This is a genomic window from Bacillus sp. CBEL-1 (assembly GCF_004348885.1).
GTDB classification, from domain to species: Bacteria; Bacillota; Bacilli; order Bacillales; family Bacillaceae_H; genus Priestia; species Priestia aryabhattai_A.
In genome coordinates, this window is sequence record NZ_SBIM01000013.1 from 509643 (window position 1) to 531026 (window position 21384).

Below are 21384 nucleotides of genomic sequence, written 5' to 3' on the forward strand. Positions count from 1 at the left end.
CTTTTTCATTTTAATTCATTCACTTCTTAGTATAACGAATCTCTCCTTTTTTCAACATTTTTCTGCTTTATAACCGACTCTTTGTTGTTTCGTATTCATATAAATGAAACCGGTTCGCCAGCACATCTGAAACGGAATACTCAATGCTTTCAATGTACTCATCCATTCTTCGTAGTAGCCGGTTGCGCTGCACATCATTTTCAAGTACTTTCACCAACTGCTCTTCAAGCAGATAGGCTTTATCCAGAGGCATTAATAAGCCTTTTCTTTTTAACGTTTGAATATTAATTTGTTCTTGCCCTGGAAGTGAAGAGTGAATAAAAATAGGTAGGCGTTTACGTAAGGCTTCACTAATCGTAACACCGCCTGCTTTTGTCACAACTGCACTAGCTTGTTCATATAAGCTATTCATTTGCTCTCTGCACGCAATATAAGGAAGAGGTGTAATGCTTGGATGATTTAACATTACCAACTCTTGAAATAGCTTTTTGTTGTTTCCACACAGCACTACGTATCGGTAAATACTATCGTAGGGAACGGAGCGAAGCATTTGTTTTACATTGCCAAGCCCTGCATTCCCTCCAGCTATTAGAATCGTTCGTTCAGACCTTGAATCTATTCGTTTATTTTTAAAAGCAGCATGAACAGGAATTCCAGTGACATAAATATTGTGAGTAGGCACATTATGAATACTTTCTAAAAAGTTTTTTGTCTCCTTATCAGGTACGCAGTGAATATCCACACCACTTTTTCCCCATACATCGCTTACTAAAAAATCAGTATAAATATTAACAACGGGTGTATTAATAATGCCTTTTTCTTTTAACCCACTGATGACGCGCGAAGGAAAGCTATGAGTACAAACAATAACGTCTGGTTTTTCTGCTTCAATTAAACGCTTCATGTTATATTCAATAATTGGCCAGCTTTTAACAACAAAATCATCACACGTATGATTTTCCTCTTTATAAACGTGCCCGTGATAAAATTTTTCAAACTGCCTTGGAAACATAGAGATCCATTTCATATATAGAGATGATATTAATTGCTCAAGAGGTTTGCTCCAATAACTTAAACAATCAATCTTTTTCACTGAAATTTGCTTATAATTTGCCACCAGCATTTCCATTACAGCGTCTGCCACCTGATGATGTCCAGATGCCATCTTAAACAAGGGCAAAAATAAAATCTTTTTCATCAATGATCACTCCCTTTAAAGCGGGTGTTTCGCTTTTTTCGCAGCTGTAGCATAACGTAAACAACAAAAAATAAAATGGCTCCTCCAACAATAATTGAAATATGAACCTGATCTCCAACAAAATAACCTAACAATAAAAAAGATAGCACCCATACAATTCCGCCTATTAGCGAAAAACAAACATATAATAAAAAAGGATAATGACTAATTCCTGCAAGGTACGGGCTAATTTGACGAAGACCAGGAACAAACAAGCCAAATAAAATTGTCCACTTCCCATGTCTATGAAACTTCTCACGAGCAGCTTTTAATTTAGGTTCAGTTAATCCCACATACTTTCCATACTTACTAAAAAAGGGAACGCCTGCATACCTGCCGAGTAAATAAGCAACCAGCATTCCAATAATAACACCTAAGCAAGCATAGATTGTTGATGAATATAAAAGCAGCTGTCCTTTTGCAATAAACATTCCAAGAATAATTAAAAATGACTCTTCAGGCGCTGGAATTCCAACAATCCCGCAAAATAAAATTAAAAATATTGTAATATAACCGAATGCATTAATATAATGCGACACCATTGTTAATTCCACGTGCTTGTTCCTTCCTTTTTTAATTCAGAGAGTGTTTTACTATTCATCTGGCGCTGCTTAGCATACGGAATGAATTCTCTTAAAGCGCCTATTGTCTGCTCTGGTGCTCTTTCATCTGCTCCTTTTGTTTCTCCATTATCATGCAACACATAGATTGCGCCACGCTTTAACTTACTCTTCATTTCAGCTTCTAATGCTTTTTTTGTTTTCTTAAGCGACCAATCTCCAAATATATTAGACCAAATAATTGTATGGTAAGGTTTTGCACACCAAACACTAAATAAATTTAAATGTCCCCAAGGAGGGCGATAAAATATAGGTTCTACGCCCGTTGCTTCTATAATAGCCTCCTTACACATTTGAATTTCTTTCTTTAATTGGCCTGGTGTTAAGAACCACGCGCTAACATGCTTATGATGATGAATACCAACTTCATGCCCTTCTGCTACCATTCTTTTTAACAAATCCGGCCGTTCATTTGCGATTGTCCCAACTACAAAAAAAGTTGCTTTCATCTCATGCTCTTTTAATAAATTCAGAATTTGCGCAGTATATTCTCTATGCGGTCCATCATCAAATGTTAAAGCAAATGATTGAGTTTGTTTTAAGTGCGTACATACGCGAGGGTGAAACCAGCGATACAAATAAGTCGGTAGTACTGCGTACAACAGCCAGAAGCAGCTAACTACTAACAAAACAAACAAAAGCCATTTTATTACAATCATTCCAAATTACCTCATCTTTAATATTCTTTCATTATAACGTTTTTCTAAGCCTTTTGTTTCATTTTTTAAACATTTTAATCCTAACAAGCCTGATGGCACCGCGCAACTATAAAAAGAGAATGGAACATAAAATAATTCCCTCGATAAGAAGAACCATGACGTTTCTTCAATGGTTAGGTTGAAAAACGCATTCGTTTCATTGCTTTATAAACACTCGCTGCTCCCTACCGAGAGAAATCTAATCCTCTATTTCTTGGGAAAATTGAGTGTCCTACGCTCCATTCTTCTCTTTTTTTAAACCAATTAAAAAATATCCGAACGCTTACAAGCTAACTCGCAAGCGTTCGGATAGATCATTAGCTGAAATGCTTATGTCTCAGCCTCTTGTCATTTATTTGTTTCCATAAATACGTTCATACCATGTTTTGGCTGCTTCTACTTCTGTTCGCGTAAGCTGATGACCAAAAGATTCCCAGTGAACGTCAACAGTAGCTTGTGCACCTTGAAGCAGTGTTGTTAATTCTTTCGTCTCATCCGCTGGGCAAATTGGGTCGTTTATTCCTGCACCAATAAAAATTGGAATACCTTGTGCATTAGGTACTTCAATATCTCTTCTTGGTACCATCGGATGAAAAAGTATTGCGCCTTTTAATGATTGTTCATAGTGAAACAGTAGGCTTCCTGCAATGTTAGCGCCATTTGAATAACCGATTGCTACTATATTTTCCCGATTAAAGGCATACTTTTCAGCTGCTTCTCCTAAGAAATCATTTAGTTCTTTTGTTCGAATTGCTAAATCTTCTAAATCAAAAATACCCTCTCTTAAACGCTTAAAAAATCTCGGCATCCCTTGTTCTAACACGTTACCTCTAACCGATAGCACAGATGCTGTTGGATCAATCATTTCTGCAATCGGCAACAAATCCTCTTCTGTTCCACCCGTTCCGTGAAGCATTAGCAAAACTGGCTTTTCGCTATTTGTTCCTTGTTTAAAGATATGTTTCATCTTTTTTCTCACTCCTCTGCATATTAATATCTCGAATTAAAGATATTTATTATTATACGAACTCTTCATATAATTGTAAAGTTACTGCTCTTTGAATGATTTTAAATAAATTGAACATACTAACAAGCATTTAAACCAACAAAGCTTTATCCATGTGAACTAAAAAACAAGCACTGAGTAGTCCATACATTGCACGACCAATTATTCAATACGAGCTTTCACCTTATCAAGTAGCTTTACTGTTGCTCAACATTTCGCATCTTTTTGTAATAATCTCCCTTTATCTTGTTAATATTTTCTATATTGTACCGATAGTAGTAAATGACCTAGTGTTGAAAGATTACTTTTAGCACTTAAAATAACGTACGAAGAAGGATTCCTCAGGGTGTCGCATATTGCTTTATTTGACAAACCAAGATTTATGGGTACACTAAATGCAAGATGTATCCGTCTTGTTTAAGCTTTTTGTAAATGAGAAAATTTCAACTACTTTTGTTGCAGAAGGTTGTACTATACAACAAGACTACGTTGCTAGGTATAATTCATTTCTTCAAAAGTGCGCGTAACGTTCATATCAGGTGCAAACCAACCTTAATACTTTAAAAGCGTAACTAGTTAAAATATCTAGTGAAACAAGCAAACACCGTTGTCAATAAGCTACATAAAGGACATGCACTGATTTAGGTCATAAGAAAAACCCTTTATCTTCACGCTTGCATCCTATGTGATAACTTACTAAAAGGATAGAAATTAATCTATCTTATTGAACGCGGAATTATTAATTAGTGGAGTGAGAAACCATGAGAAAATTTATTCTCGCTGTTTTAACCGTTGTCCTAGTAATCCTTCTAGGCGTCACTTATGTGTTAAAACAATTTGAACAAACAGCTAGCTTATCATACAGCAAGCTGCAAGCTGTCCAGAGCACTGTCATTTATGATAAAAACAATCGACCGCTTGATGAATTATATAAGACGGTCCCAAGACAAAATGTATCCATCGATGAAGTGCCTGACCATGTCAAAATGGCATTTGTGGCAACAGAGGATCGCCGCTTTTACGATCATTTTGGAATCGACATGCAGGGAATTGCCCGGGCTATGTTTAAAAACGTTATTACAATGAGCAAGGCTGAGGGTGCAAGTACCATCACCCAACAGCTTGCACGAAACTTATATCTCTCTAACGATAAAACCTTTAAGCGCAAGTTTGACGAAATGTTTTTATCAGTTGGACTTGAAAAACAGTTTTCAAAAGATCAAATTCTAGAACTATATATGAATCAAATCTATTTTGGTAGCGGCGTATACGGTATTGGGGCAGCATCTCAGCTGTACTTTAACAAAGATGTATCCCAATTGAGCGTTGGCGAAGCGGCTCTGCTAGCTGGACTTCCAAAAGCGCCAAGCACATACTCACCTGCTAGCAGCACAGAAGAAGCAACCAAACGCCGAAACGTAGTTCTTCAGCTCATGTTAGACCAAGAAGTCATTACGCAAGATGAGTATAATCAAGCTATCAACGAACGCGTTATCAAACCAGACGTAACGTTTAAGCAACGAAATAGCCATCAAGCTTTTGTCGACTATGTTGTCCGTGAAGCTGAGAAAACGTATGGTGTTACCGCTGAAGATTTATACAAAGGCGGCTACGAAATCTATACTGATTTTGACCCACTTCTTCAGGAATCCATTAATCGCTCTGTAACTAATCACGTGTTTGCAGACGATACGGCATCACACAAAGTAGAAGTTGGAATCGCGGCTATCAATCCAAAAACAGGTGGTGTATCGGCTATTTACGGCGGCCGAAATTATCAAACAAACGGACTAAACCGAGCTACAATCGGTTATCAGCCTGGATCAGCTATTAAACCACTTGCAGTATATGGCCCTGCTCTTGAAACTGGTGACTATAGCCCAACAACTACTCTTGTGGATGAGCCCGTAGATTTTAGCGGCTATAAGCCTCAAAATGCAAACGGTCGCTATCTTGGAGAAATACCGATGCGAGAAGCCATTGCTCGCTCAGTCAACACAACAGCTGTATCGCTTTTAAACGAAATTGGCTTTAGAGATTCATTTAACTTTATGGAAAAAGCAGGCCTTCCATTAACTGATGAAGATCGCAATTTATCGCTAGCTTTAGGAGGAACTACAACAACATTCTCTCCTCTTCAATTAGCACAAGGCTACTCCGTCTTTGCGAACGAGGGTAAAGTGACAAAGCCTTATGCGATTAAGAAAATTCAAATGCGCGGCGGCGAAGAGCAAGAGCCGGAAATTGAAACAGAAGAAGTAATGAGTCCACAAAATGCTGATACAATGACGTCTATGCTAGAAGACGTTATTGAAAAAAGCTATGGTACAGGAGCTAACGCTCGTTCTTCTAAAGATGCAGCTGGTAAAACTGGCACCACCCAAGATTATGGAGATGCTTGGTTTGTTGGTTATACAGACGAGGCCGTCATCTCTATTCATACAGGGTTTGAAAAACAGGAAACTGATGAAAAAAGAAAGAAACTGACCAGTGGTGGTGGCGAAGACCCTGCTACATTATTTAAATCCATTATGGATAGTTGGTAAATCAAAAGCGGAAAGCATCTATTGCTTTCCGCTTTTTTTATAGAACTGTCTTATGCTTCTTAAGAGAAAAAAACGAAACGTTAATAACTCGACAAATTGTGACGTAGTGTAGAAGCGTCAATACAACGATACCAGCATTCATTCCGATAATAATTCCTGTCATACCGATAGTTGGCTGTGAACCGAGTACGAACATAAGTGAAAAGGAAACAACGTGAGACCAAATCGTATGAAACAGCGCATCTTTTACGTAGCCTAATCCAATTAAGTAAGCTTGAAGCGGGATTGCAAAGAAATGAAAGAGAAAATATGGCCACAGTGCCTGTAAATAAAAAACGGCTTCTGTAGAATGAAAGAATAAGCTTGTTAGCGGCTCTGCAAAAATATACATAGCCAAAACAGATGGAATACCGTAAATAAACGTAAGCTGCATACTTTGAAGAAGAAGCTTTTGTAATTGCTTTTCTTGATCTTTTGCATGCGCTTCAGACACGGCAGGAATAAGCGCTACTAAAAGAGAATGAGCAAAAAATGCTGGAAAAAAACCAATGCTCATCGCAACTCCTGTAAGCATTCCAAAGTGCTGCGTTGCACCGCTAAGCGTCATGCCTGATAGAATAAGAGCATGCTTAATCAAAAATGGTTGGATAGCATTACAAACCGCATTAAACAAACGTAACCCAGTTGTTGGCAAAGAGACGCTCAGCAGCTTCTTTCGTACATCCTGAGGTGTTAATAGCGCTCTATGCCCTTTTGTAATAACGTTTAATTGCGTCACATATGTGATTAAAAAATAAAGTAAGATAACAGCTTCTGTTCCAATTAGGGTACAGATAGCGATGAAAAGAGAAGTTTTTACATCTGTGAACTGAAACATCTGAAAGATGACAAATAGAATAGTTAATTGAAAAGCTTTTCGGATAAAGTTTGAAACCGCAATGGTTGACATACTGTTTTTCCCCGTAAAATATCCCCTCAGTACGGCTGAAAACGATACAATTGGAATAAAGATTAATACAGCCCACTTTAAGTAAGGATGGTAATGAGTAAAGAAAGGAAAAAACGAAACAACGCCAAACGTCACGAAGAAAATAACGAGACTTAATACCGTTGCAAATGTGATGGCATGCTTCATCATATTGCGATGCTCATGCCGATTATGCTCTGCAATAAATTTTGAAATAGAAATGGGCAGCTCTAAGTTGGCTACGGTGGCAACAAGAAAAATAATGGGCAGAACCGTCATATACATCCCCATTCCTTCTTTGCCAAGCTCTCGTGCTAATACCATATTTACTAAAAATTCAATCAGCTCGCCTGCAAAGGCAGCTCCTGCTAAGATAAATGTTCCTTTTAGAAAAGTGTTCATCTACTAATCTCCTCAATTCTTGTCCTACATACATGTATGACAACAATCTAATTATCAATTTCTCTACTCAATCTCCCTATACTTTGTCCTACTTTCATGTTATGTTCACCTTATGAAAAATAGAGCAATTTTATACCTGTTTAACACAGAGCATTCCATTTTCGTAAATTAATCATTGCAAGAAAAGAACAAAGTAGGTTAAAATTTTTCCAGATTCATATTTTTAGCGACCACCTTCTCTTAGGTGAAAGGAGAAAGAGCTATGACAACGATGACAACAATAAACTTACCATCAAAGCAAGAACGCCATAAATTATTCGGTTCAGTAGAACCCGGCCCAAAAACAAAGCCTACTAAAAAAGAAGAAATGGCTGATCTACAAAATAAAAAGAAAGATTTTTTATTTGATATTCAAGCGGTTGGTGTTTCCAACGTTAAAATACCTGTAACCATATTTGCACCAAGTGGAGCTACGCCTACAATTGCTACTTTCACTCTCACTTCTTCTATTCCAAAGGATTCAAAAGGAACAAACATGAGTCGCTTTACGGAACTTTTAGAAGAGTATCGCAAGCGCGGTGAGTTGAACTTAACGTTTGCTGCACTAACTTCATTTGTAGAGGAGCTCTCTGAGCGCCTACGTATTCCCGATGCTAAAGTAGAGATTGCATTCCCTTGGTTTTATGACCAAGCAGCACCTTCTTCAGGATTATCAGGTCTTAATCATTCTGAAGCTCGCCTAAAAGTTGCTTACACAAAAAAAGCTGGTGTAACGTTTGAAGCTGGATTAACAGCTGTTGTAAAAACGCTATGTCCTTGTTCAAAAGAAATCAGTGAATATAGCGCTCATAACCAGCGTGGTTACGTATCCGTAGATGTTCGTTTAGCTGCTTCAATCAATGATGATATTGACTGGAAGCATGCTTTACTAGAAGCCATTGAATCAAATGCAAGTGCTAAAATTCATCCGATTCTTAAACGTCCAGATGAAAAAATGGTTACTGAACAAGCGTATGAAAATCCACGATTTGTGGAAGATATGGTCCGCTTAGTAGCTGCTGATTTATACGAGTATTCATTCGTAGAAGCCTTCACTGTGTCCTGTCGTAATGAAGAGTCCATTCACTTACACGATGCTGTTGCAACCATTACTTTTGATAAACATTCAGAGTAATTAATGAGGCTGGGACATAAGTATTTTAGCCAATGATCTATCCGAACTGTTGAAAGTTAACTCTTTTCGATAGTTCGGATATTTTTATTAATCGAAAAGGGCATAAGACACGTGACCCCTGTAGGCAATAGAAGAATGCACATATCTCCCGCACAGTGGAGAGAAACTTTGATTTTAACCTAACAATTTTAAAACCTTCATGTCTCAGCCCCTTCATTTATGTAGAATAAAAAGAATGGTGACAAAAGTTCACTTATGCCTCACATATTTCCGATATACTAGAAAAAGAACTTAAAAATGAGAAAGGGCATGATGAAAATGCAAAAGCCAACTATATTAATTGTTGATGATGAACAACAAATGCGACATTTGATCCAGCTATCCCTTCAACGCGAAGGCTATATGTGCCTAGAGGCTTCAAACGGAGAAGAAGCGCTAGATGAATTAGCTCATATGCTTCCTTCCCTTATTCTTATTGATGTAATGATGCCAATTATGGACGGATTTACGTTAGCTGAAAGGATACGCAGCGTCCATCCATCGATTCCCATTATCTTTTTGACTGCGCGTGGTGATGAATTAGATCGCATACACGGATTAAAAATCGGAGGGGACGACTACATTGTTAAGCCGTTTAGTAACGGTGAATTAATAGCACGTATTGAAGCTGTTCTTCGTCGCACAACTGCACTTCCACGTTCAGTTGAAGTTTATCAGCATTTTGGACATGTAAAAATTAACAAGCTTGGTCGAACCGTATATGTAAACGATGAAGCTATATCGCTTACCTTAAAAGAATATGAACTACTCATCTATTTATGTAATCACCTTGGACGAGTTTTCACGCGCGAACAGCTTTTACATCAAATTTGGGGGATTGATTACATCGGAAGTGAACGGACAGTTGATACTCATATCAAAACGTTGCGTTTAAAGTTAAAAGCAGGAGGCGACCTAATTCAAACGGTTTGGGGTATTGGGTATAAAGCGGAGGCATGAAGAAGTTGTCCTTCGCTTTAACAACTAAGCTACGCCTTTTAATCAGCAGCTTGCTTTGCTTTGCAATTGTATTTTCATTTTTATTTATCCAATTTCTTTACGAATCACTCTATGTAGACAAAACAGAAAGCTCGCTTGTAGCAGAAGGTCAACAAATTGCTGCTCATTATCATACCGGTGAGATTTCCGATTTTTTAATTGGAAATGTAAATTGGCATAATACGGTTTCTGAGGCAGAAATCTTAATTTTTAATAATCCAGAAGAATTAAGCGGTTACTCTCCGTTCTCTAAAGAAGATAAACCGATCATTTCAAAAGCTGAACGAGAAAAACTCTTAAAAGGTGAATACATTGTTAAAAAAGGTTACGAAGAGAAATTTGAGCGCAACCTTATTGGTGCCATTGTCCCCCTAATTGATCAAAAAACAAACGAACTAGCAGGAATTGTTTATCTATATGTTCCTTTAGCTTCATTAAATGAAGTGTTTACAAAAGCAGCCAATATTTTGGCGATTGTGGCAATCATTACGTTTATTTTTCTTTATTTAATTGGAAATCGAATGACCAAAGCAATTGTAACTCCATTACAGCGAATGAAAGCTGTCTCAAACGAGATCGCGAAAGGGAATTTTTCTATACGCATTCCTTCCAATAGCAATGACGAAGTTGGTCACTTAGCAGAAGCGTTTAACTCTATGGCATCTTCCTTAAAAAAAAGTGATGAACAAAAGCGTGAATTTCTCGCAAATGTAGCCCATGAACTACGCACACCTCTTAGCTATATAAAGGGGTATAGTGAACTTTTACAGAATTCAACTATGAGCCAAAAAGAACGAAATGAATACTTGCACGTAATAGAACGAGAAACAACAAGGATGAATGCTCTTGTTCATGACCTATTGGATTTATCTCAGCTCCAGTCCGAAACAGTGACTATGATAAAGTCTCCGCTTGTTTTGGCTCAGCTTATTAATGAAACAATCGATGTTTTGACCATTCACGCTGCTAAAAAACAGCTAACCGTCACAAGCAGATTAGACGAAGACATTATTATGAACGCAAATGAGCTTCGATTAAAACAGGTATTCTATAATTTAATCCACAATTCAATTCGGTACACAAACGAGGGAGGGCACATTGATATTTCACTTTCTCATGATGAGCACAAAGTTCAAATTAGCGTAACGGATACCGGAATCGGCATATCAAAAGCAGATTTAAGTCGCTTAGGAGAACGATTTTTCAGAGCCGATAAAGCTCGAACTCGTGAAAAAGGTGGAACAGGGCTTGGGTTAGCGATATCTAAAGAAATTATCCATTATCACGCTGGAAGCCTAGATTTTAAAAGCGAGATTGGTAATGGAACTACCGTTACGATTACGTTTCCTTACGAATCTTTTTAACAACAAAAGCCTCTTTAAAGAGGCTTTGTTTATTTTACTTCTATACGTATTTTAGGCATATTATGAGAGTCCTTGGCTGTCACATGGGATTGAACTGTATAAATGCCAGGTTCTTGAAAATCAGTTGCTACTTCATATATTCCACCTTTACGATGCTTAGCTTTTATCATGTCCCCTTGCCCTTCTGCATTTTCTTTCTCAATTTCAAATTGCACGTCATCTGCGTCTTCAACTTTTTCATTTCCATATGTAACTACAGCTTCAAAGATAACGGTTTCATTTTTACCTACTTCAGAAGGTCCATTCAGCTTTACATCTAACATTTTAGGATCTTCAGCACTCGCTTCTTGCTCTTGATTTACGCCACACCCCATCAAAAGACCACACATGCTTACTAAACATATTATTTTCTTTGCTTTCACGTTGACCTCTCCCTTCTATATTAGTCCCCTCATTATTTACTATAAACTGTAAATGTGAGAAAATCATGAAGTTTTTTCAAAATCTCATTCTTTACAAAAGATCAGCTCTCTATTATTATAAATAATAATTATTACGATTTATTCTCGGAAAAAGAAGGTGTTTGTATGTCTACTTTACTAGAAGTTCAAGGCATTTCAAAAACGTATGGAAATACAGCTGTTCTTCGCAACCTATCATTTACAGCAAGCGGAGGTGCTATTACAACAATTATATCCGCTGACTATAAAAAGTTAACTGCATTACTCGAGCTATTATCTCTTTCAAGCGATCCCGATATAGGGGACATTTTGCTAAACGGTAGCTCTTTGCTTCGTATTAAAGCAAAAGAACGCAGAAAACTGAAGTTAAAAATTCAAGAGCTGAACCCGCATCAGAGAATTAATGCTCACTCTCAGGAAACATGCACAGAATTTCTTAAAAAAATTATTCAAACTATTCCTGATAGTATTCAACCTACAAATAGTAATAAACTAATTTCCAATGCTATTACCCTATGCTCAGTTTCACAATCTTTATTGCATCAACCTCTGTGCTCATTATCAAAAGCAGATAAAGAGCAGCTTCTTTTGGTAAGTTGTTTACTCGTCTCACCTGCACTTTTACTAGTAAATAGCCTAGCATATGAGTACAGTGAGTCGTTTTACGAGGCCCTACATAAGCTAAGGCAAGGCCTCGACATTCCTATCTTATTTATAACACAGACGCTACCTAAACAACTTCGTACTTCTATTACTTACTTAGAAAATCATACACTTCAAGATTCCTTACCTATGCAATAGTTGCATAGGTTTTTTCATTAACTCGTATATAGCAGTACGGAACTGTTATAAAACGGGAAGTAAATGACCTCTGAACGCTTATTAATGTTAAGAAAACACCACCTCTCATTTTTAAATGTTGACGTATTTAATTATTTGCTAGCTCTATAAACAAATTCTATATTCTATTTTTTGGCTCAGTAAAACTAAAAAGTTAACTCTTCTTTCTGTTTAATGATTGATTAAAACGGGTAAGAAAAATGTAGATGAATAAGATACTCGCTATCGTTTCATATTAACAATGGAACAATTTACTAGGAGGTTTTTTCATGGCACGTATATTAGCCGTACTATCAAGCGGATACGAAGAAAAAGAATATAAAACTGGATGGTGGGCAGAAGAACTATTTGCTCCTCTTTTAAAGCTAGAAGAAGCAGGTCACACTGTTGACTTAGCATCACCTTTAGGCGGAAAACCAACATTAGATGAACGCAGTATTTCAAAAGACTTTGATCCAAACGGTACGTACAAAGAGCTTGTAGAAACTGGACGAGCAGATCAAACAATGAAACTAGAGGAAGTTAACGCATCAAACTATGATGCAATTTTAGTTGTTGGGGGTCATGGTGCAATGTTTGACCTTGCAAAAAATGTTCACCTTCATCAATTAATGAACGATGTCTATAACAAAGGTGGCATCTTAGCAGCAGAATGTCACGGCCCTTCTGTGTTTGCTTTCTTAAAAGACAAGAATGAGAAGCTATTAATTGAAGGCCTCGACGTGACGGGCTATCCTGATGCAATTGAACCTGACGAAGTACTTCCTTTTCTACCTTATAGCTTAGAACAAGAGCTTAGCAAAATTGCTAATTATTTACCTGAAATGGATAAAAAAGCTTATGCCGTTTGGGCTAACGACCAAATCGTTACAAGCCGTGACCCGTTCTCTTCAGAACTGATGGGTGATGAACTAGTGAAAAAGCTGAATGCTTAAACTGATTAACCCCCTTTACTTTCACCATGCTGAAAGTAAAGGGGGTTTTATAATTCAATCATTTTACTTCTCACTCTCAATTATTTTTAACTTTAGCAGCATCTACAATAATAGTCTTTCCAAAGTCCGGTTGTTGAGTCGACAAGAGCTCTAATGTTCCATTACGATACACGTGAATTAGCTTATACGATTTGCTGTTATAAAAAACGTTATCTCCCACCTTCATTGTCTATCCCTCCTTTTTTCAGTAAATGGTTTTAACGTTCACTTTATCATAGCCCTAGGTTATCTCACAATAGCTTCGACAAAGATAGTGGTTTTCCACTAAAAAAAGCGCACTAGCAAGCTAGTACGCTTCTTCTACATTATCAAGATTCTGTTTGGAACTGCTGTTGAACCAAGCGACGATAAAAGCTATGCGTGCTTAGAAGCTCTTCGTGTGTCCCCTTCCCCGTTACTTCTCCATCTTCAATTACTACGATTTGATCAGCATTTATCACCGTAGATAACCGGTGTGCAATGACAAGGGAAGTTCGCCCCTTCATGACTCGCTCAAGCGACTCTTGGACAAGCTTTTCAGATTCGGAATCAAGGCTTGCCGTCGCTTCATCAAGAAGTAAGAATTGAGGATTGCGAAGCAATGCTCTTGCAATCGCAATCCGTTGACGCTGACCTCCAGATAAGTTTACTCCTCTTTCACCAAGCATTGTATCATATCCATCATCAAAATTAGCAATGAACTCATGAGCATTTGCCTGTTTCGTTGCTTCAACAATTTCAGCATCTGAAATTGTTCTCTCTAGCCCATACGTTAGGTTTTCACGAATTGTTCCTGCTAAAATCGGCGAGTCTTGCTGTACATAACTAAACAACTGGCGCCACGCTCTGAGGTTAATTGCTCCACTATCTGTATCCTCTAATAGAATTTGGCCAGAAGATGGGGCATAAAAACGCTCAAGCAGTGAAAAAACAGTTGATTTCCCAGCGCCACTTGGACCAACTAACGCCGTCACTTCGCCCTTTTGAGCTGAAAATGAAATGTTTTTCAACACCAATTTTTCCTCGTATTTAAATGCAACGTCTTTAAACGTTAACTCACCAATATATTTAACTTGTTGTCCGTCTTGAAAAGACTCTTCTTTTTCTTCTAGAATAGCAAAAATGCGCTCTGATGCACCTTTCGTTTGTTGAAAGCTTGTAATAAAGCGAGTAAGTGAACCAACAGGCACCATAATTTGAAAGAGATAAAGAACAAACGCTACTAGCTCTCCTGCACTAATAAACCCTTGGCTAACGCGATATGCACCAAACCCTACAATTGCAATCATAACGCTTGTCATCACCGTACTAATAATCGGCGTTATAATTGCTTCAATTTTTGCACGGCGTATCCCAAATAAAAAAAGTGAGTGGAACGAGCGCTTCCCCTCTTCAATTTCTTTCTTCTCAGAGCTGGATACTTTAATTAAGCGTATTTCACTAAGCATTTGAGCTAAAAATGCCGTGAGCTTTGACATTTTATCCTGCTGCTCACGAGAGATTTTATGAATCTTTCGTGCAAGCGGCATAACAAGTAAAAACATTATCGGGATAACAGCTAGCAAAATGAGCGTCATCGGAACATCTAACGTAAACAAAATAATAATTGATATACTAATCGATAAAATATTTTTAACAAACTCTATCATTTCTGTTGATAGTAAGTTCATCACAATCGTTGTATCATTTGTAATTCGACTCACCATTTCGCCAGAGCGATTGCGGTCATAAAACGAAACCGGCAGTTTAACAAGCTTATCCCAAATGGTCGTACGCAGTTTCTCAACCACGCCTTGACCCACTTGGGCCAGAAGATATAGAGATAAGGCACTCGTGATCATTTGAATAACAAATAACCCAATTAAAGCCGCAACCATTTGTTTAGATACACCGCTATTAATTGTATCCATCAACTCTTTGATCATAAGAGGAATAACAAGAGAAGCTCCTGTATTTACTAGTGCAAAAAGTAAAGAGATACTCAGCTTTCCTTTTGATGGATCCGTTAGCCTCCAAAGCTTTTTAAATGAAAAGTTCGTTTTAACTTCTTTATATTTGTTCATAATTTACCTTCTATCTTTTTAATTTCTACTTTTTCCGTTTCTATTGTACACGAAATGAAAGCAAATATAGAAATATTTGCTTTCCCTTTACACTCGTCTATACCTGATACAAGAGCTTGTCATAAGATATAAAGAGTGTTCAAGAAAGGTTGATGATTATGCCCGTTTGGATTAAATCCGTATATATTGGAAAAATCACCGGTGGAATCGTTAATTTTGGTGACGTATGCTATATTTCTCCTTTCACTAACTCAAAAGAAAATAGCGGACCGCCCACAACAGGTGATGAACCAGCTGACAATAGCCAATCAGCTGAAAGATTACCGCAACGAAAAAAGACTTTCAAACAACGTTGAAAGTCTTTTTTCATTAAAAAGAAATGCTTGTAATCATAGCAATGTATAAAGAAAATACAAATAGTGTTCCACTTAGCAAGCTAAACCACGCATTTATTTTTTTGTGAAAAATAACAAAAATATATGCAAGAAAAAAGATTGCTAAAAACGAGAAAATTGCGCCTACAATTGTAAACTGAAACGTAATTGGTAAAGTAATGGGCTGACCATAAATAAACGGAAGCAGAGAATTTGCTTCGGCATGTTGCAGATTCGTAGGCGGTGATTGGTTGACCATCACGCCTGTTATAAAGAAAATAATCAGCAAGGTCACCGCTTCAACTCGTAGCCACCCAGTTGGGCGAAAAGTATGTGAGTTTTTCACTTTACGAAGCAAGATACCATTGATTACTGCAAACACAACTAATAAAATAATGCTTATTTGCTTAAGTAATAAACCTTGTCCATAGTTTGTCGACCATGAATTTACGTAGTTAGGCAGCCCTACTATAATAAGCATAGCAATTACTCCACTTAATGAAAGTAAAATAAAACATCCAATCGCAAAAGGCGTAAACCATGTTAAAAAAGCTTTCCAATTCACAGGTTTTTTTATAAAGAATGAAACCGTTAAAATAACTCCGCTCCAAAGACCAACAAACAGCACGTGAAGGAAATGTGAAAGCATACCGTTTACCGGTGATATTGATGCGGCGTGACCAGCATAAGAAACCCCTACCACTAGACCAATAGTTAGTAATGTATAGATATGAGGATGACTTTTTACAACAATTGTAAGAATCAATAACATGGAACAAAGTACAACAATCAACCATGCATGACCTGTTTTACTTCCAAACAATACCACCTGAAGAGTATCTGAAAAACCTCTAATTTTTGAAAATGCAAGCACAATTTCTAAAGCTGGGCCTATAGAAAAAATCCCTACCGTAAGAGCACTGGCAATTAACCACTTACTAGATATGCTTAAAATAGGCTTATTTTCTTCAGAAACATACTGTAAAACTGCTGTACCCAGTAACAACGCTAAGCTAATATACGTTAGCCATTCAAATAATGGTAAAACTATTGGCATTAAATCAGCCTTTCTTTTTTCTAAACACAAAGATAAGTGCTACTGCGACGATAAGTACTGCTACAATCATGATAACGAAGAAAGATGAATTTTCGTTTGTTGATTCAGCTTTTGTTTGCTCATCCGAAGAGCTGCTTTTTTCAGCTTCTTCTGTAGCAGGCTCTTTTTGTGTTTCTTTATTCTCAGGTACTGCTTCGTCTTCAGCCACATTCACAGTAAATGAAATTGCATCTTCCATGACATGTCCATCTTCTCCTACAATGTTCCATTTCACTTCATACTCTCCATTTGGAAGGGGCTCTTGAAATGTACCTGTTAAATCATGACCTGATACTTCCTGTGCATCAATAGTAAGTTCTTGTCCATCTTTTTTCACAGTCATTGTACTTACTTTTTCAATATGCGTCTCAAAACTAAGTTTAATTTCAGTTAGCGGAGACGTAACCGTTGCTCCATTCTCAGGTACGGTTGTTTGAACATGCGTATGTGCGAAGCTCACCGTTGGAAGAGTAAATAACATTACCAATAAACACATTATTAATTTTTTCATTAATTTTCACCTTCATTTGCGTTTTCTTATGTATTTCTTATTATCCATTACCAAGTTTACGTTTTTCTTATCCTATTCTCAATAAACAACACAATTTTGCTACAAAAAATTCACAACTATATTTCCGTCATTGTTTGTGTAGCTGTTTTTTCAACATGATAAATCCTCCAATTAAAAACGGCAGCAACACACCAAACATAACTGAATATGACAGCCATGTTGTTACTATAAAATCAACAAGGTAGACAGTATTGGGAACAAACGCTAGGCAAAGTGGTATAAAAGAGAAAGCAAGCGGTAGTGTCAGCAAACGGTGATCTTCTATTCCTACTACTGACGTTAGCAAAAAGTTAAAGATAAGAAAACAAAAAGCCACCTTAAAAAACACGCTAATAAACCAGATAATTGCCATAATAACTTCAATACGCTGAAAAAAACCTCCGATACTGATTTCCTGCCCCAGTAAATAGCTTGGGAATACTTCAGACGTCATTGTTTGAACACCAAATACTAAAAGAGCAATCACAATCACAATCGATAGCATTAACACTCCACCTGTACTACCTAGCACATATGCTTTTGTAGCTGCTTTTGAATTTCTTACAAATGGAAAAATCGCAATTAAGATACTCATTTCAAATACATAAGGAAGAAGCTGCATATTTGCTTCGAAAATTGGAGCGGAACCTTTCTGTAAAAACGGCTGAAAGTTTTCTAAGTGAACATTAGGGATATTGAATGCTATTAGCAAAATAAATAAACCAAAAAACCATGGAAATAAAATTTCCGATGCTCTAGACATCGTTTCTATCCCAAGCTTGACACCAAAGGAAATAACAACGAGAAGAGCCAAAGCGATACTTTCAATAGGTGTTTCCGGCAAAATAATTGTAATGAGGAATGAGCCAATTTCATATACCATTAACCCAATGTCAACCAGTATGTACGCGATAAAAAACAATAGAAGTAATTTTGCGCTCCATTTCCCAACCTCTTTTTCCAAATAGTCTGGTAGGGACTGATTTTTCATGCCATTAGCTAGCCGGGCATAGCCCCATACGATTAAGAGTGTTTCTATAATACTAATGATACCAACTATCCAACTGTCTTCTTTCGCTGATGTAGCAACAATAGTAGGAACATATAAAATCCCATCTCCTACAAGAAACATAATTGAAATAATAAAAAACTGCTTGGAGCTAATAATCACTGACTCTTTCTGCATGTCTACTTTTGTAATAGCACGTCACCTCATCTCTCATTTACAATTAGGTGGTTAAAAGGCTTGAAGATTGCACTCAGCCAATCTAACGGATTAGGGAGCGGAAAGTGCATGCTATGTAAAATGTTTAGAGTCATGCTAAAAAGTAAAAAGAAAGAAAATAAATAAAGTTCTTTTTTCTGCCCTTTTTTTAACAAAGAAGGAAGCTCAATCGCCACAATAATACCGCTTAAAAATAAAATGCCAATCAGTAACTTCATCTTCCTTCTCTCCTTCTTCATCCTAGTTATTAATAGCATTTCTCTAACACAAAAAAATACACAAAAAAATATTTATTAAAGTAAAAAGACTAGATACTGATTTGTATCTAGTCGATAATCTAGCAACTTATTAACGTGTCCATTAGATTTTGATTTCATAAGCTGATCTTTAATAATAGTTTTAACCACCCAAAGAAAGAAAGCCAAAGCGGAATACTCAAAGACGTTCCCCATAGTAAGCCCAGTAAGAAGTTTCCATTTTTATTCATGCAAGCCAACTCCTTCTTGCTTTTTAGAACGCATTATATACATGTTATATTGAAACAGATCATACTATAACGATAATAGAAAACGCTTTCAAAAGATAGTGAAATAATACCTAAAAAAATGTAGAACATACTAAAATGTTTTTCCCAAAAGACGAATCACTACATTTCTATCATCGTAAGGATTTAAAATAAGCTTGTTCCAATGCGCTACGGGGTCTCCGACTGTCCTTCTAAGTCCTGAAGGAATCAAGTTCCTTACACTACATTCCACTATTTTTATTATTTTCTAAAGCAATAAAAAAATATCCGAACTATCAAAAAGTATATAACTCGTGATAGTGCGGATAGATCATTGACTGAAGTACTTATGTCCCAACCTCTTTATTCACTTGTGTTCTCCATGACGCTGAAGACGATTCTCAATAAACAGTCGCTCAACAAATTGATTTAACTGCTGCTGATACATCACACGTTCATTTGCTGAACGCGAGTCTCGAATTAGCTGTTTAAAATGTTTAATTTTTTTACGTTGTTCAACCGTTACATGATGAGAAAGAAGCATGTAATCCCCCCCTCGTTTTCATTAACGCTTAAATTAAGTAAAACAATATTTTTCCATTATTCCAACATATTTGTCAGATATTCTAACAAATTATTTATCAGCATTTTTTCAAAACCTTTACTTATTAATCTTTGGCACCTACTAAAGCTAAACCAGGTCCGTATGGTGTTGTATGAACGTCTAGTAAAAGTTCTTTTGTATAGGGTAAGATTGCTTCTTCAATTGCTACTAGTATACCGTTAATAACTTGCAGCTCATCGTTTTGTTGAGCTTCTTCAAAAGACAATCCAATATTGGGGATATCACAGCTGATTCCTTTAAAGTAAAGACGAATACCTTCGATTTCTTGTTCAGATAAAATTTCCTCAATTAACGCTTTTGCTTCATTTGTAATAATCATTTAATCTCTTCCTTTTACTATATTCTCTTAGATATCTTAACATAACCCTTCAAGACTTCTCTTTTAAAAAAGGTTTATTTCTAAATTATAATAATTATAAATAAGTATTGATTATAATATAATAAATGATATAATTTATATATAAGCTACATTATAGGAGGCTAAACAAATGAATTTAGAACAACTAGTAAATCAACAGATCGCTAATTTAAACGTACTTTACACGAAACTTCATCGCTTTCATTGGTATGTAAAAGGACCTCAGTTCTTTACTCTTCATGAGAAATTTGAGGAACTATATACAGAAACTGCTGCGGATATAGATGAATATGCAGAGCGATTGCTAGCAATTGGTGGACAGCCTGTAGCTACGCTAAAAGAATTTTTAAGCATGGCTACTCTAAGTGAAGAAGGAAACGAGCAAACTGCTCGTGAAATGGTTGAAGCTGTTAGTAAGGATTATCAACTTCTTGTTCAACAGCTTAAAATGGGAATTAAAATTGCTGAAGAAGCACATGATCATGTTACTGCTGATTTATTCATCGGAACAGTTGGTCGCCTTGAAAAGCATATTTGGATGCTTAACGCTTCTTTGCCCGCAAAAGAATTAGTATAAATAAAAGACGAGCCTACTTCACTGGGCTCGTTTTTTATGTTGTAGCCATTTAAAAAATGTCATATCATCTTGAACATCTTCTACCAAGACTGCTTCATAGACATGCGCACTTTTGTAATAGCGATTATAACCACTCTGCTGTTTAAAAAATAAAATATGCTCTCTTTTCTTCTCTGTCATTTTCGCTTTTAGCTTTTGCTGTTTTTGAAGCATTTGCTGTATGACTGCTTCAGCAACAACATTAATATTAATTTTCCATTCATGCCCTTCAACATTTGCGTATATAGACCATGTCATCCCTTCTTCTTCGTCCTTATTACCAACAAACACCATTTTAACAGGCTTCATTCTTATTGCTAGGTCTTTACCAAGAGCGAAGAATAAGTCTTCAATAACCTTATCGCTTCCAATGTAAACATCAAGCTGACGAAACACCATAACATTTAAATCAAAGCTACCTGCAATGAGAGGATTACCATATTGTTTGCATAAGTGTAAAAGCTGATATTCTTCCAATAAACTTGTTGCTTCTGCTTGTAGTTGCTCCGACCATGCCATTAACTCATTCATTAAGCTATATCTCCAATCCTTAAAGTTAAAGTTCATATTCGATATGTGTTGTAAAATTCCTTTGATATCATCAATAAAATCTAAAACGTTTCAATAATTTTTCTTTTTATACGT

At 36.6% G+C, this 21384-nt stretch carries 23 protein-coding genes; 8 read left to right on the forward strand and 15 right to left on the reverse strand.

The window, feature by feature from the left end:
- Nucleotides 1-67: 67 nt before the first annotated feature.
- From EPL02_RS12555 to EPL02_RS12570, 4 genes are all read right to left on the reverse strand, one after another.
- Nucleotides 68-1198 (reverse strand): MGDG synthase family glycosyltransferase, encoded by a 1131-nt coding sequence (locus EPL02_RS12555; protein ID WP_094910418.1) that lies wholly within the window; start codon nt 1196-1198, stop codon nt 68-70.
- On the reverse strand, nt 1198-1791 hold the full coding sequence (locus EPL02_RS12560; protein ID WP_094910419.1) for a DedA family protein: 594 nt from the start codon (nt 1789-1791) through the stop codon (nt 1198-1200). Before EPL02_RS12560 ends, EPL02_RS12555 begins: the two co-directional genes overlap by 1 nt.
- Nucleotides 1782-2516: a polysaccharide deacetylase family protein gene (locus tag EPL02_RS12565; RefSeq protein WP_094910420.1), complete on the reverse strand. Its 735-nt coding sequence runs from the start codon at nt 2514-2516 to the stop codon at nt 1782-1784. Before EPL02_RS12565 ends, EPL02_RS12560 begins: the two co-directional genes overlap by 10 nt.
- Nucleotides 2517-2907: 391 nt before the next feature.
- Nucleotides 2908-3522 carry an alpha/beta hydrolase gene (locus EPL02_RS12570; RefSeq protein WP_131887896.1) on the reverse strand — a complete coding sequence of 205 codons (615 nt, stop codon included), beginning with the start codon at nt 3520-3522 and terminating at the stop codon, nt 2908-2910.
- A gap of 800 nt (nt 3523-4322) precedes the next feature.
- Here EPL02_RS12570 and EPL02_RS12575 point away from each other — a divergent pair.
- Nucleotides 4323-6107: a transglycosylase domain-containing protein gene (locus tag EPL02_RS12575; protein WP_131887897.1), complete on the forward strand. Its 1785-nt coding sequence runs from the start codon at nt 4323-4325 to the stop codon at nt 6105-6107.
- A 37-nt stretch (nt 6108-6144) separates the two neighbouring features.
- Here the strand turns inward: EPL02_RS12575 and EPL02_RS12580 are convergent, their stop codons facing one another.
- Nucleotides 6145-7476: a polysaccharide biosynthesis protein gene (locus EPL02_RS12580; protein ID WP_131887898.1), complete on the reverse strand. Its 1332-nt coding sequence runs from the start codon at nt 7474-7476 to the stop codon at nt 6145-6147.
- A gap of 262 nt (nt 7477-7738) precedes the next feature.
- On the opposite strand from EPL02_RS12580, the gene folE2 reads away from it, so the two are divergent.
- The 3 genes from folE2 (at nt 7739) to EPL02_RS12595 (ending at nt 11052) form a co-directional block, all read left to right on the forward strand.
- Entirely contained in the window at nt 7739-8650 is a 912-nt protein-coding gene (folE2, locus tag EPL02_RS12585; RefSeq protein WP_286175427.1) for a GTP cyclohydrolase FolE2, read from the forward strand.
- 318 nt (nt 8651-8968) lie between these two features.
- Complete coding sequence (locus EPL02_RS12590; protein WP_179289209.1) at nt 8969-9649, forward strand: response regulator transcription factor; 681 nt, start codon at nt 8969-8971, stop codon at nt 9647-9649.
- On the forward strand, nt 9646-11052 hold the full coding sequence (locus tag EPL02_RS12595) for a sensor histidine kinase (protein ID WP_094910424.1): 1407 nt from the start codon (nt 9646-9648) through the stop codon (nt 11050-11052). The genes EPL02_RS12590 and EPL02_RS12595 overlap by 4 nt, the downstream gene beginning before the upstream one ends.
- Nucleotides 11053-11081: 29 nt before the next feature.
- Here the strand turns inward: EPL02_RS12595 and EPL02_RS12600 are convergent, their stop codons facing one another.
- Complete coding sequence (locus EPL02_RS12600; protein ID WP_094910425.1) at nt 11082-11474, reverse strand: FixH family protein; 393 nt, start codon at nt 11472-11474, stop codon at nt 11082-11084.
- A 165-nt stretch (nt 11475-11639) separates the two neighbouring features.
- Here EPL02_RS12600 and EPL02_RS12605 point away from each other — a divergent pair, with 165 nt between their 5' ends.
- Complete coding sequence (locus tag EPL02_RS12605; protein ID WP_131887899.1) at nt 11640-12314, forward strand: P-loop NTPase family protein; 675 nt, start codon at nt 11640-11642, stop codon at nt 12312-12314.
- A 308-nt stretch (nt 12315-12622) separates the two neighbouring features.
- Entirely contained in the window at nt 12623-13288 is a 666-nt protein-coding gene (locus EPL02_RS12610; RefSeq protein ID WP_094910427.1) for a type 1 glutamine amidotransferase domain-containing protein, read from the forward strand.
- 76 nt (nt 13289-13364) lie between these two features.
- Here EPL02_RS12610 and EPL02_RS20905 read toward each other — a convergent pair whose 3' ends face one another.
- Both EPL02_RS20905 and EPL02_RS12615 read right to left on the reverse strand, forming a co-directional pair.
- A complete protein-coding gene (locus tag EPL02_RS20905; RefSeq protein WP_153301153.1) occupies nt 13365-13514 on the reverse strand; it encodes a hypothetical protein in 150 nt (49 codons plus the stop codon).
- Nucleotides 13515-13656: 142 nt separating this feature from the next.
- Complete coding sequence (locus EPL02_RS12615; protein ID WP_131887900.1) at nt 13657-15390, reverse strand: ABC transporter ATP-binding protein; 1734 nt, start codon at nt 15388-15390, stop codon at nt 13657-13659.
- 158 nt (nt 15391-15548) lie between these two features.
- Here EPL02_RS12615 and EPL02_RS12620 point away from each other — a divergent pair, with 158 nt between their 5' ends.
- Entirely contained in the window at nt 15549-15746 is a 198-nt protein-coding gene (locus EPL02_RS12620) for a spore germination protein (protein ID WP_165932566.1), read from the forward strand.
- A gap of 13 nt (nt 15747-15759) precedes the next feature.
- Here the strand turns inward: EPL02_RS12620 and EPL02_RS12625 are convergent, their stop codons facing one another.
- From EPL02_RS12625 to EPL02_RS12645, 6 genes are all read right to left on the reverse strand, one after another.
- The gene (locus EPL02_RS12625; protein WP_131887902.1) at nt 15760-16821 is read right to left on the reverse strand and encodes a copper resistance D family protein; all 1062 of its coding nucleotides are present in this window, start codon (nt 16819-16821) and stop codon (nt 15760-15762) included.
- A gap of 4 nt (nt 16822-16825) precedes the next feature.
- Nucleotides 16826-17371: a copper resistance CopC family protein gene (locus EPL02_RS12630; RefSeq protein WP_131887903.1), complete on the reverse strand. Its 546-nt coding sequence runs from the start codon at nt 17369-17371 to the stop codon at nt 16826-16828.
- Nucleotides 17372-17498: 127 nt separating this feature from the next.
- The gene (locus EPL02_RS12635) at nt 17499-18596 is read right to left on the reverse strand and encodes a GerAB/ArcD/ProY family transporter (RefSeq protein WP_131887904.1); all 1098 of its coding nucleotides are present in this window, start codon (nt 18594-18596) and stop codon (nt 17499-17501) included.
- 26 nt (nt 18597-18622) lie between these two features.
- The gene (locus EPL02_RS12640; RefSeq protein ID WP_094910433.1) at nt 18623-18853 is read right to left on the reverse strand and encodes a hypothetical protein; all 231 of its coding nucleotides are present in this window, start codon (nt 18851-18853) and stop codon (nt 18623-18625) included.
- Between the two features lie 654 nt (nt 18854-19507).
- Nucleotides 19508-19684, reverse strand: a complete 177-nt coding sequence (locus EPL02_RS20910) for a hypothetical protein (protein WP_165932567.1) — start codon at nt 19682-19684, stop codon at nt 19508-19510.
- Nucleotides 19685-19808: 124 nt separating this feature from the next.
- Nucleotides 19809-20084, reverse strand: coding sequence for a Fe-S cluster assembly protein HesB (locus tag EPL02_RS12645; protein WP_094910434.1), 276 nt, complete (start codon nt 20082-20084; stop codon nt 19809-19811).
- Nucleotides 20085-20253: 169 nt separating this feature from the next.
- Here EPL02_RS12645 and EPL02_RS12650 point away from each other — a divergent pair, with 169 nt between their 5' ends.
- Complete coding sequence (locus EPL02_RS12650) at nt 20254-20700, forward strand: Dps family protein (protein WP_094910435.1); 447 nt, start codon at nt 20254-20256, stop codon at nt 20698-20700.
- 18 nt (nt 20701-20718) lie between these two features.
- Here the strand turns inward: EPL02_RS12650 and EPL02_RS12655 are convergent, their stop codons facing one another.
- Entirely contained in the window at nt 20719-21270 is a 552-nt protein-coding gene (locus tag EPL02_RS12655; protein WP_094910436.1) for a hypothetical protein, read from the reverse strand.
- Nucleotides 21271-21384: the final 114 nt, after the last annotated feature.

What these genes read in the sequence shown, in the direction of transcription:
- EPL02_RS12555 (WP_094910418.1), bottom strand. Translation starts at nt 1,198, where the DNA reads ATGAAAAAGATTTTATTTTTGCCCTTGTTTAAGATGGCATCTGGACAT.
- EPL02_RS12565 (WP_094910420.1), bottom strand. Translation starts at nt 2,516, where the DNA reads ATGATTGTAATAAAATGGCTTTTGTTTGTTTTGTTAGTAGTTAGCTGC.
- EPL02_RS12570 (WP_131887896.1), bottom strand. Translation starts at nt 3,522, where the DNA reads ATGAAACATATCTTTAAACAAGGAACAAATAGCGAAAAGCCAGTTTTG.
- EPL02_RS12575 (WP_131887897.1), top strand. Translation starts at nt 4,323, where the DNA reads ATGAGAAAATTTATTCTCGCTGTTTTAACCGTTGTCCTAGTAATCCTT.
- EPL02_RS12580 (WP_131887898.1), bottom strand. Translation starts at nt 7,476, where the DNA reads ATGAACACTTTTCTAAAAGGAACATTTATCTTAGCAGGAGCTGCCTTT.
- folE2 (WP_286175427.1), top strand. Translation starts at nt 7,739, where the DNA reads ATGACAACGATGACAACAATAAACTTACCATCAAAGCAAGAACGCCAT.
- EPL02_RS12590 (WP_179289209.1), top strand. Translation starts at nt 8,969, where the DNA reads ATGCAAAAGCCAACTATATTAATTGTTGATGATGAACAACAAATGCGA.
- EPL02_RS12595 (WP_094910424.1), top strand. Translation starts at nt 9,646, where the DNA reads ATGAAGAAGTTGTCCTTCGCTTTAACAACTAAGCTACGCCTTTTAATC.
- EPL02_RS12605 (WP_131887899.1), top strand. Translation starts at nt 11,640, where the DNA reads ATGTCTACTTTACTAGAAGTTCAAGGCATTTCAAAAACGTATGGAAAT.
- EPL02_RS12610 (WP_094910427.1), top strand. Translation starts at nt 12,623, where the DNA reads ATGGCACGTATATTAGCCGTACTATCAAGCGGATACGAAGAAAAAGAA.
- EPL02_RS20905 (WP_153301153.1), bottom strand. Translation starts at nt 13,514, where the DNA reads ATGAAGGTGGGAGATAACGTTTTTTATAACAGCAAATCGTATAAGCTA.
- EPL02_RS12615 (WP_131887900.1), bottom strand. Translation starts at nt 15,390, where the DNA reads ATGAACAAATATAAAGAAGTTAAAACGAACTTTTCATTTAAAAAGCTT.
- EPL02_RS12620 (WP_165932566.1), top strand. Translation starts at nt 15,549, where the DNA reads ATGCCCGTTTGGATTAAATCCGTATATATTGGAAAAATCACCGGTGGA.
- EPL02_RS12625 (WP_131887902.1), bottom strand. Translation starts at nt 16,821, where the DNA reads ATGCCAATAGTTTTACCATTATTTGAATGGCTAACGTATATTAGCTTA.
- EPL02_RS12630 (WP_131887903.1), bottom strand. Translation starts at nt 17,371, where the DNA reads ATGAAAAAATTAATAATGTGTTTATTGGTAATGTTATTTACTCTTCCA.
- EPL02_RS12635 (WP_131887904.1), bottom strand. Translation starts at nt 18,596, where the DNA reads ATGCAGAAAGAGTCAGTGATTATTAGCTCCAAGCAGTTTTTTATTATT.
- EPL02_RS12640 (WP_094910433.1), bottom strand. Translation starts at nt 18,853, where the DNA reads ATGAAGTTACTGATTGGCATTTTATTTTTAAGCGGTATTATTGTGGCG.
- EPL02_RS20910 (WP_165932567.1), bottom strand. Translation starts at nt 19,684, where the DNA reads ATGCTTCTTTCTCATCATGTAACGGTTGAACAACGTAAAAAAATTAAA.
- EPL02_RS12645 (WP_094910434.1), bottom strand. Translation starts at nt 20,084, where the DNA reads ATGATTATTACAAATGAAGCAAAAGCGTTAATTGAGGAAATTTTATCT.
- EPL02_RS12650 (WP_094910435.1), top strand. Translation starts at nt 20,254, where the DNA reads ATGAATTTAGAACAACTAGTAAATCAACAGATCGCTAATTTAAACGTA.
- EPL02_RS12655 (WP_094910436.1), bottom strand. Translation starts at nt 21,270, where the DNA reads ATGAATGAGTTAATGGCATGGTCGGAGCAACTACAAGCAGAAGCAACA.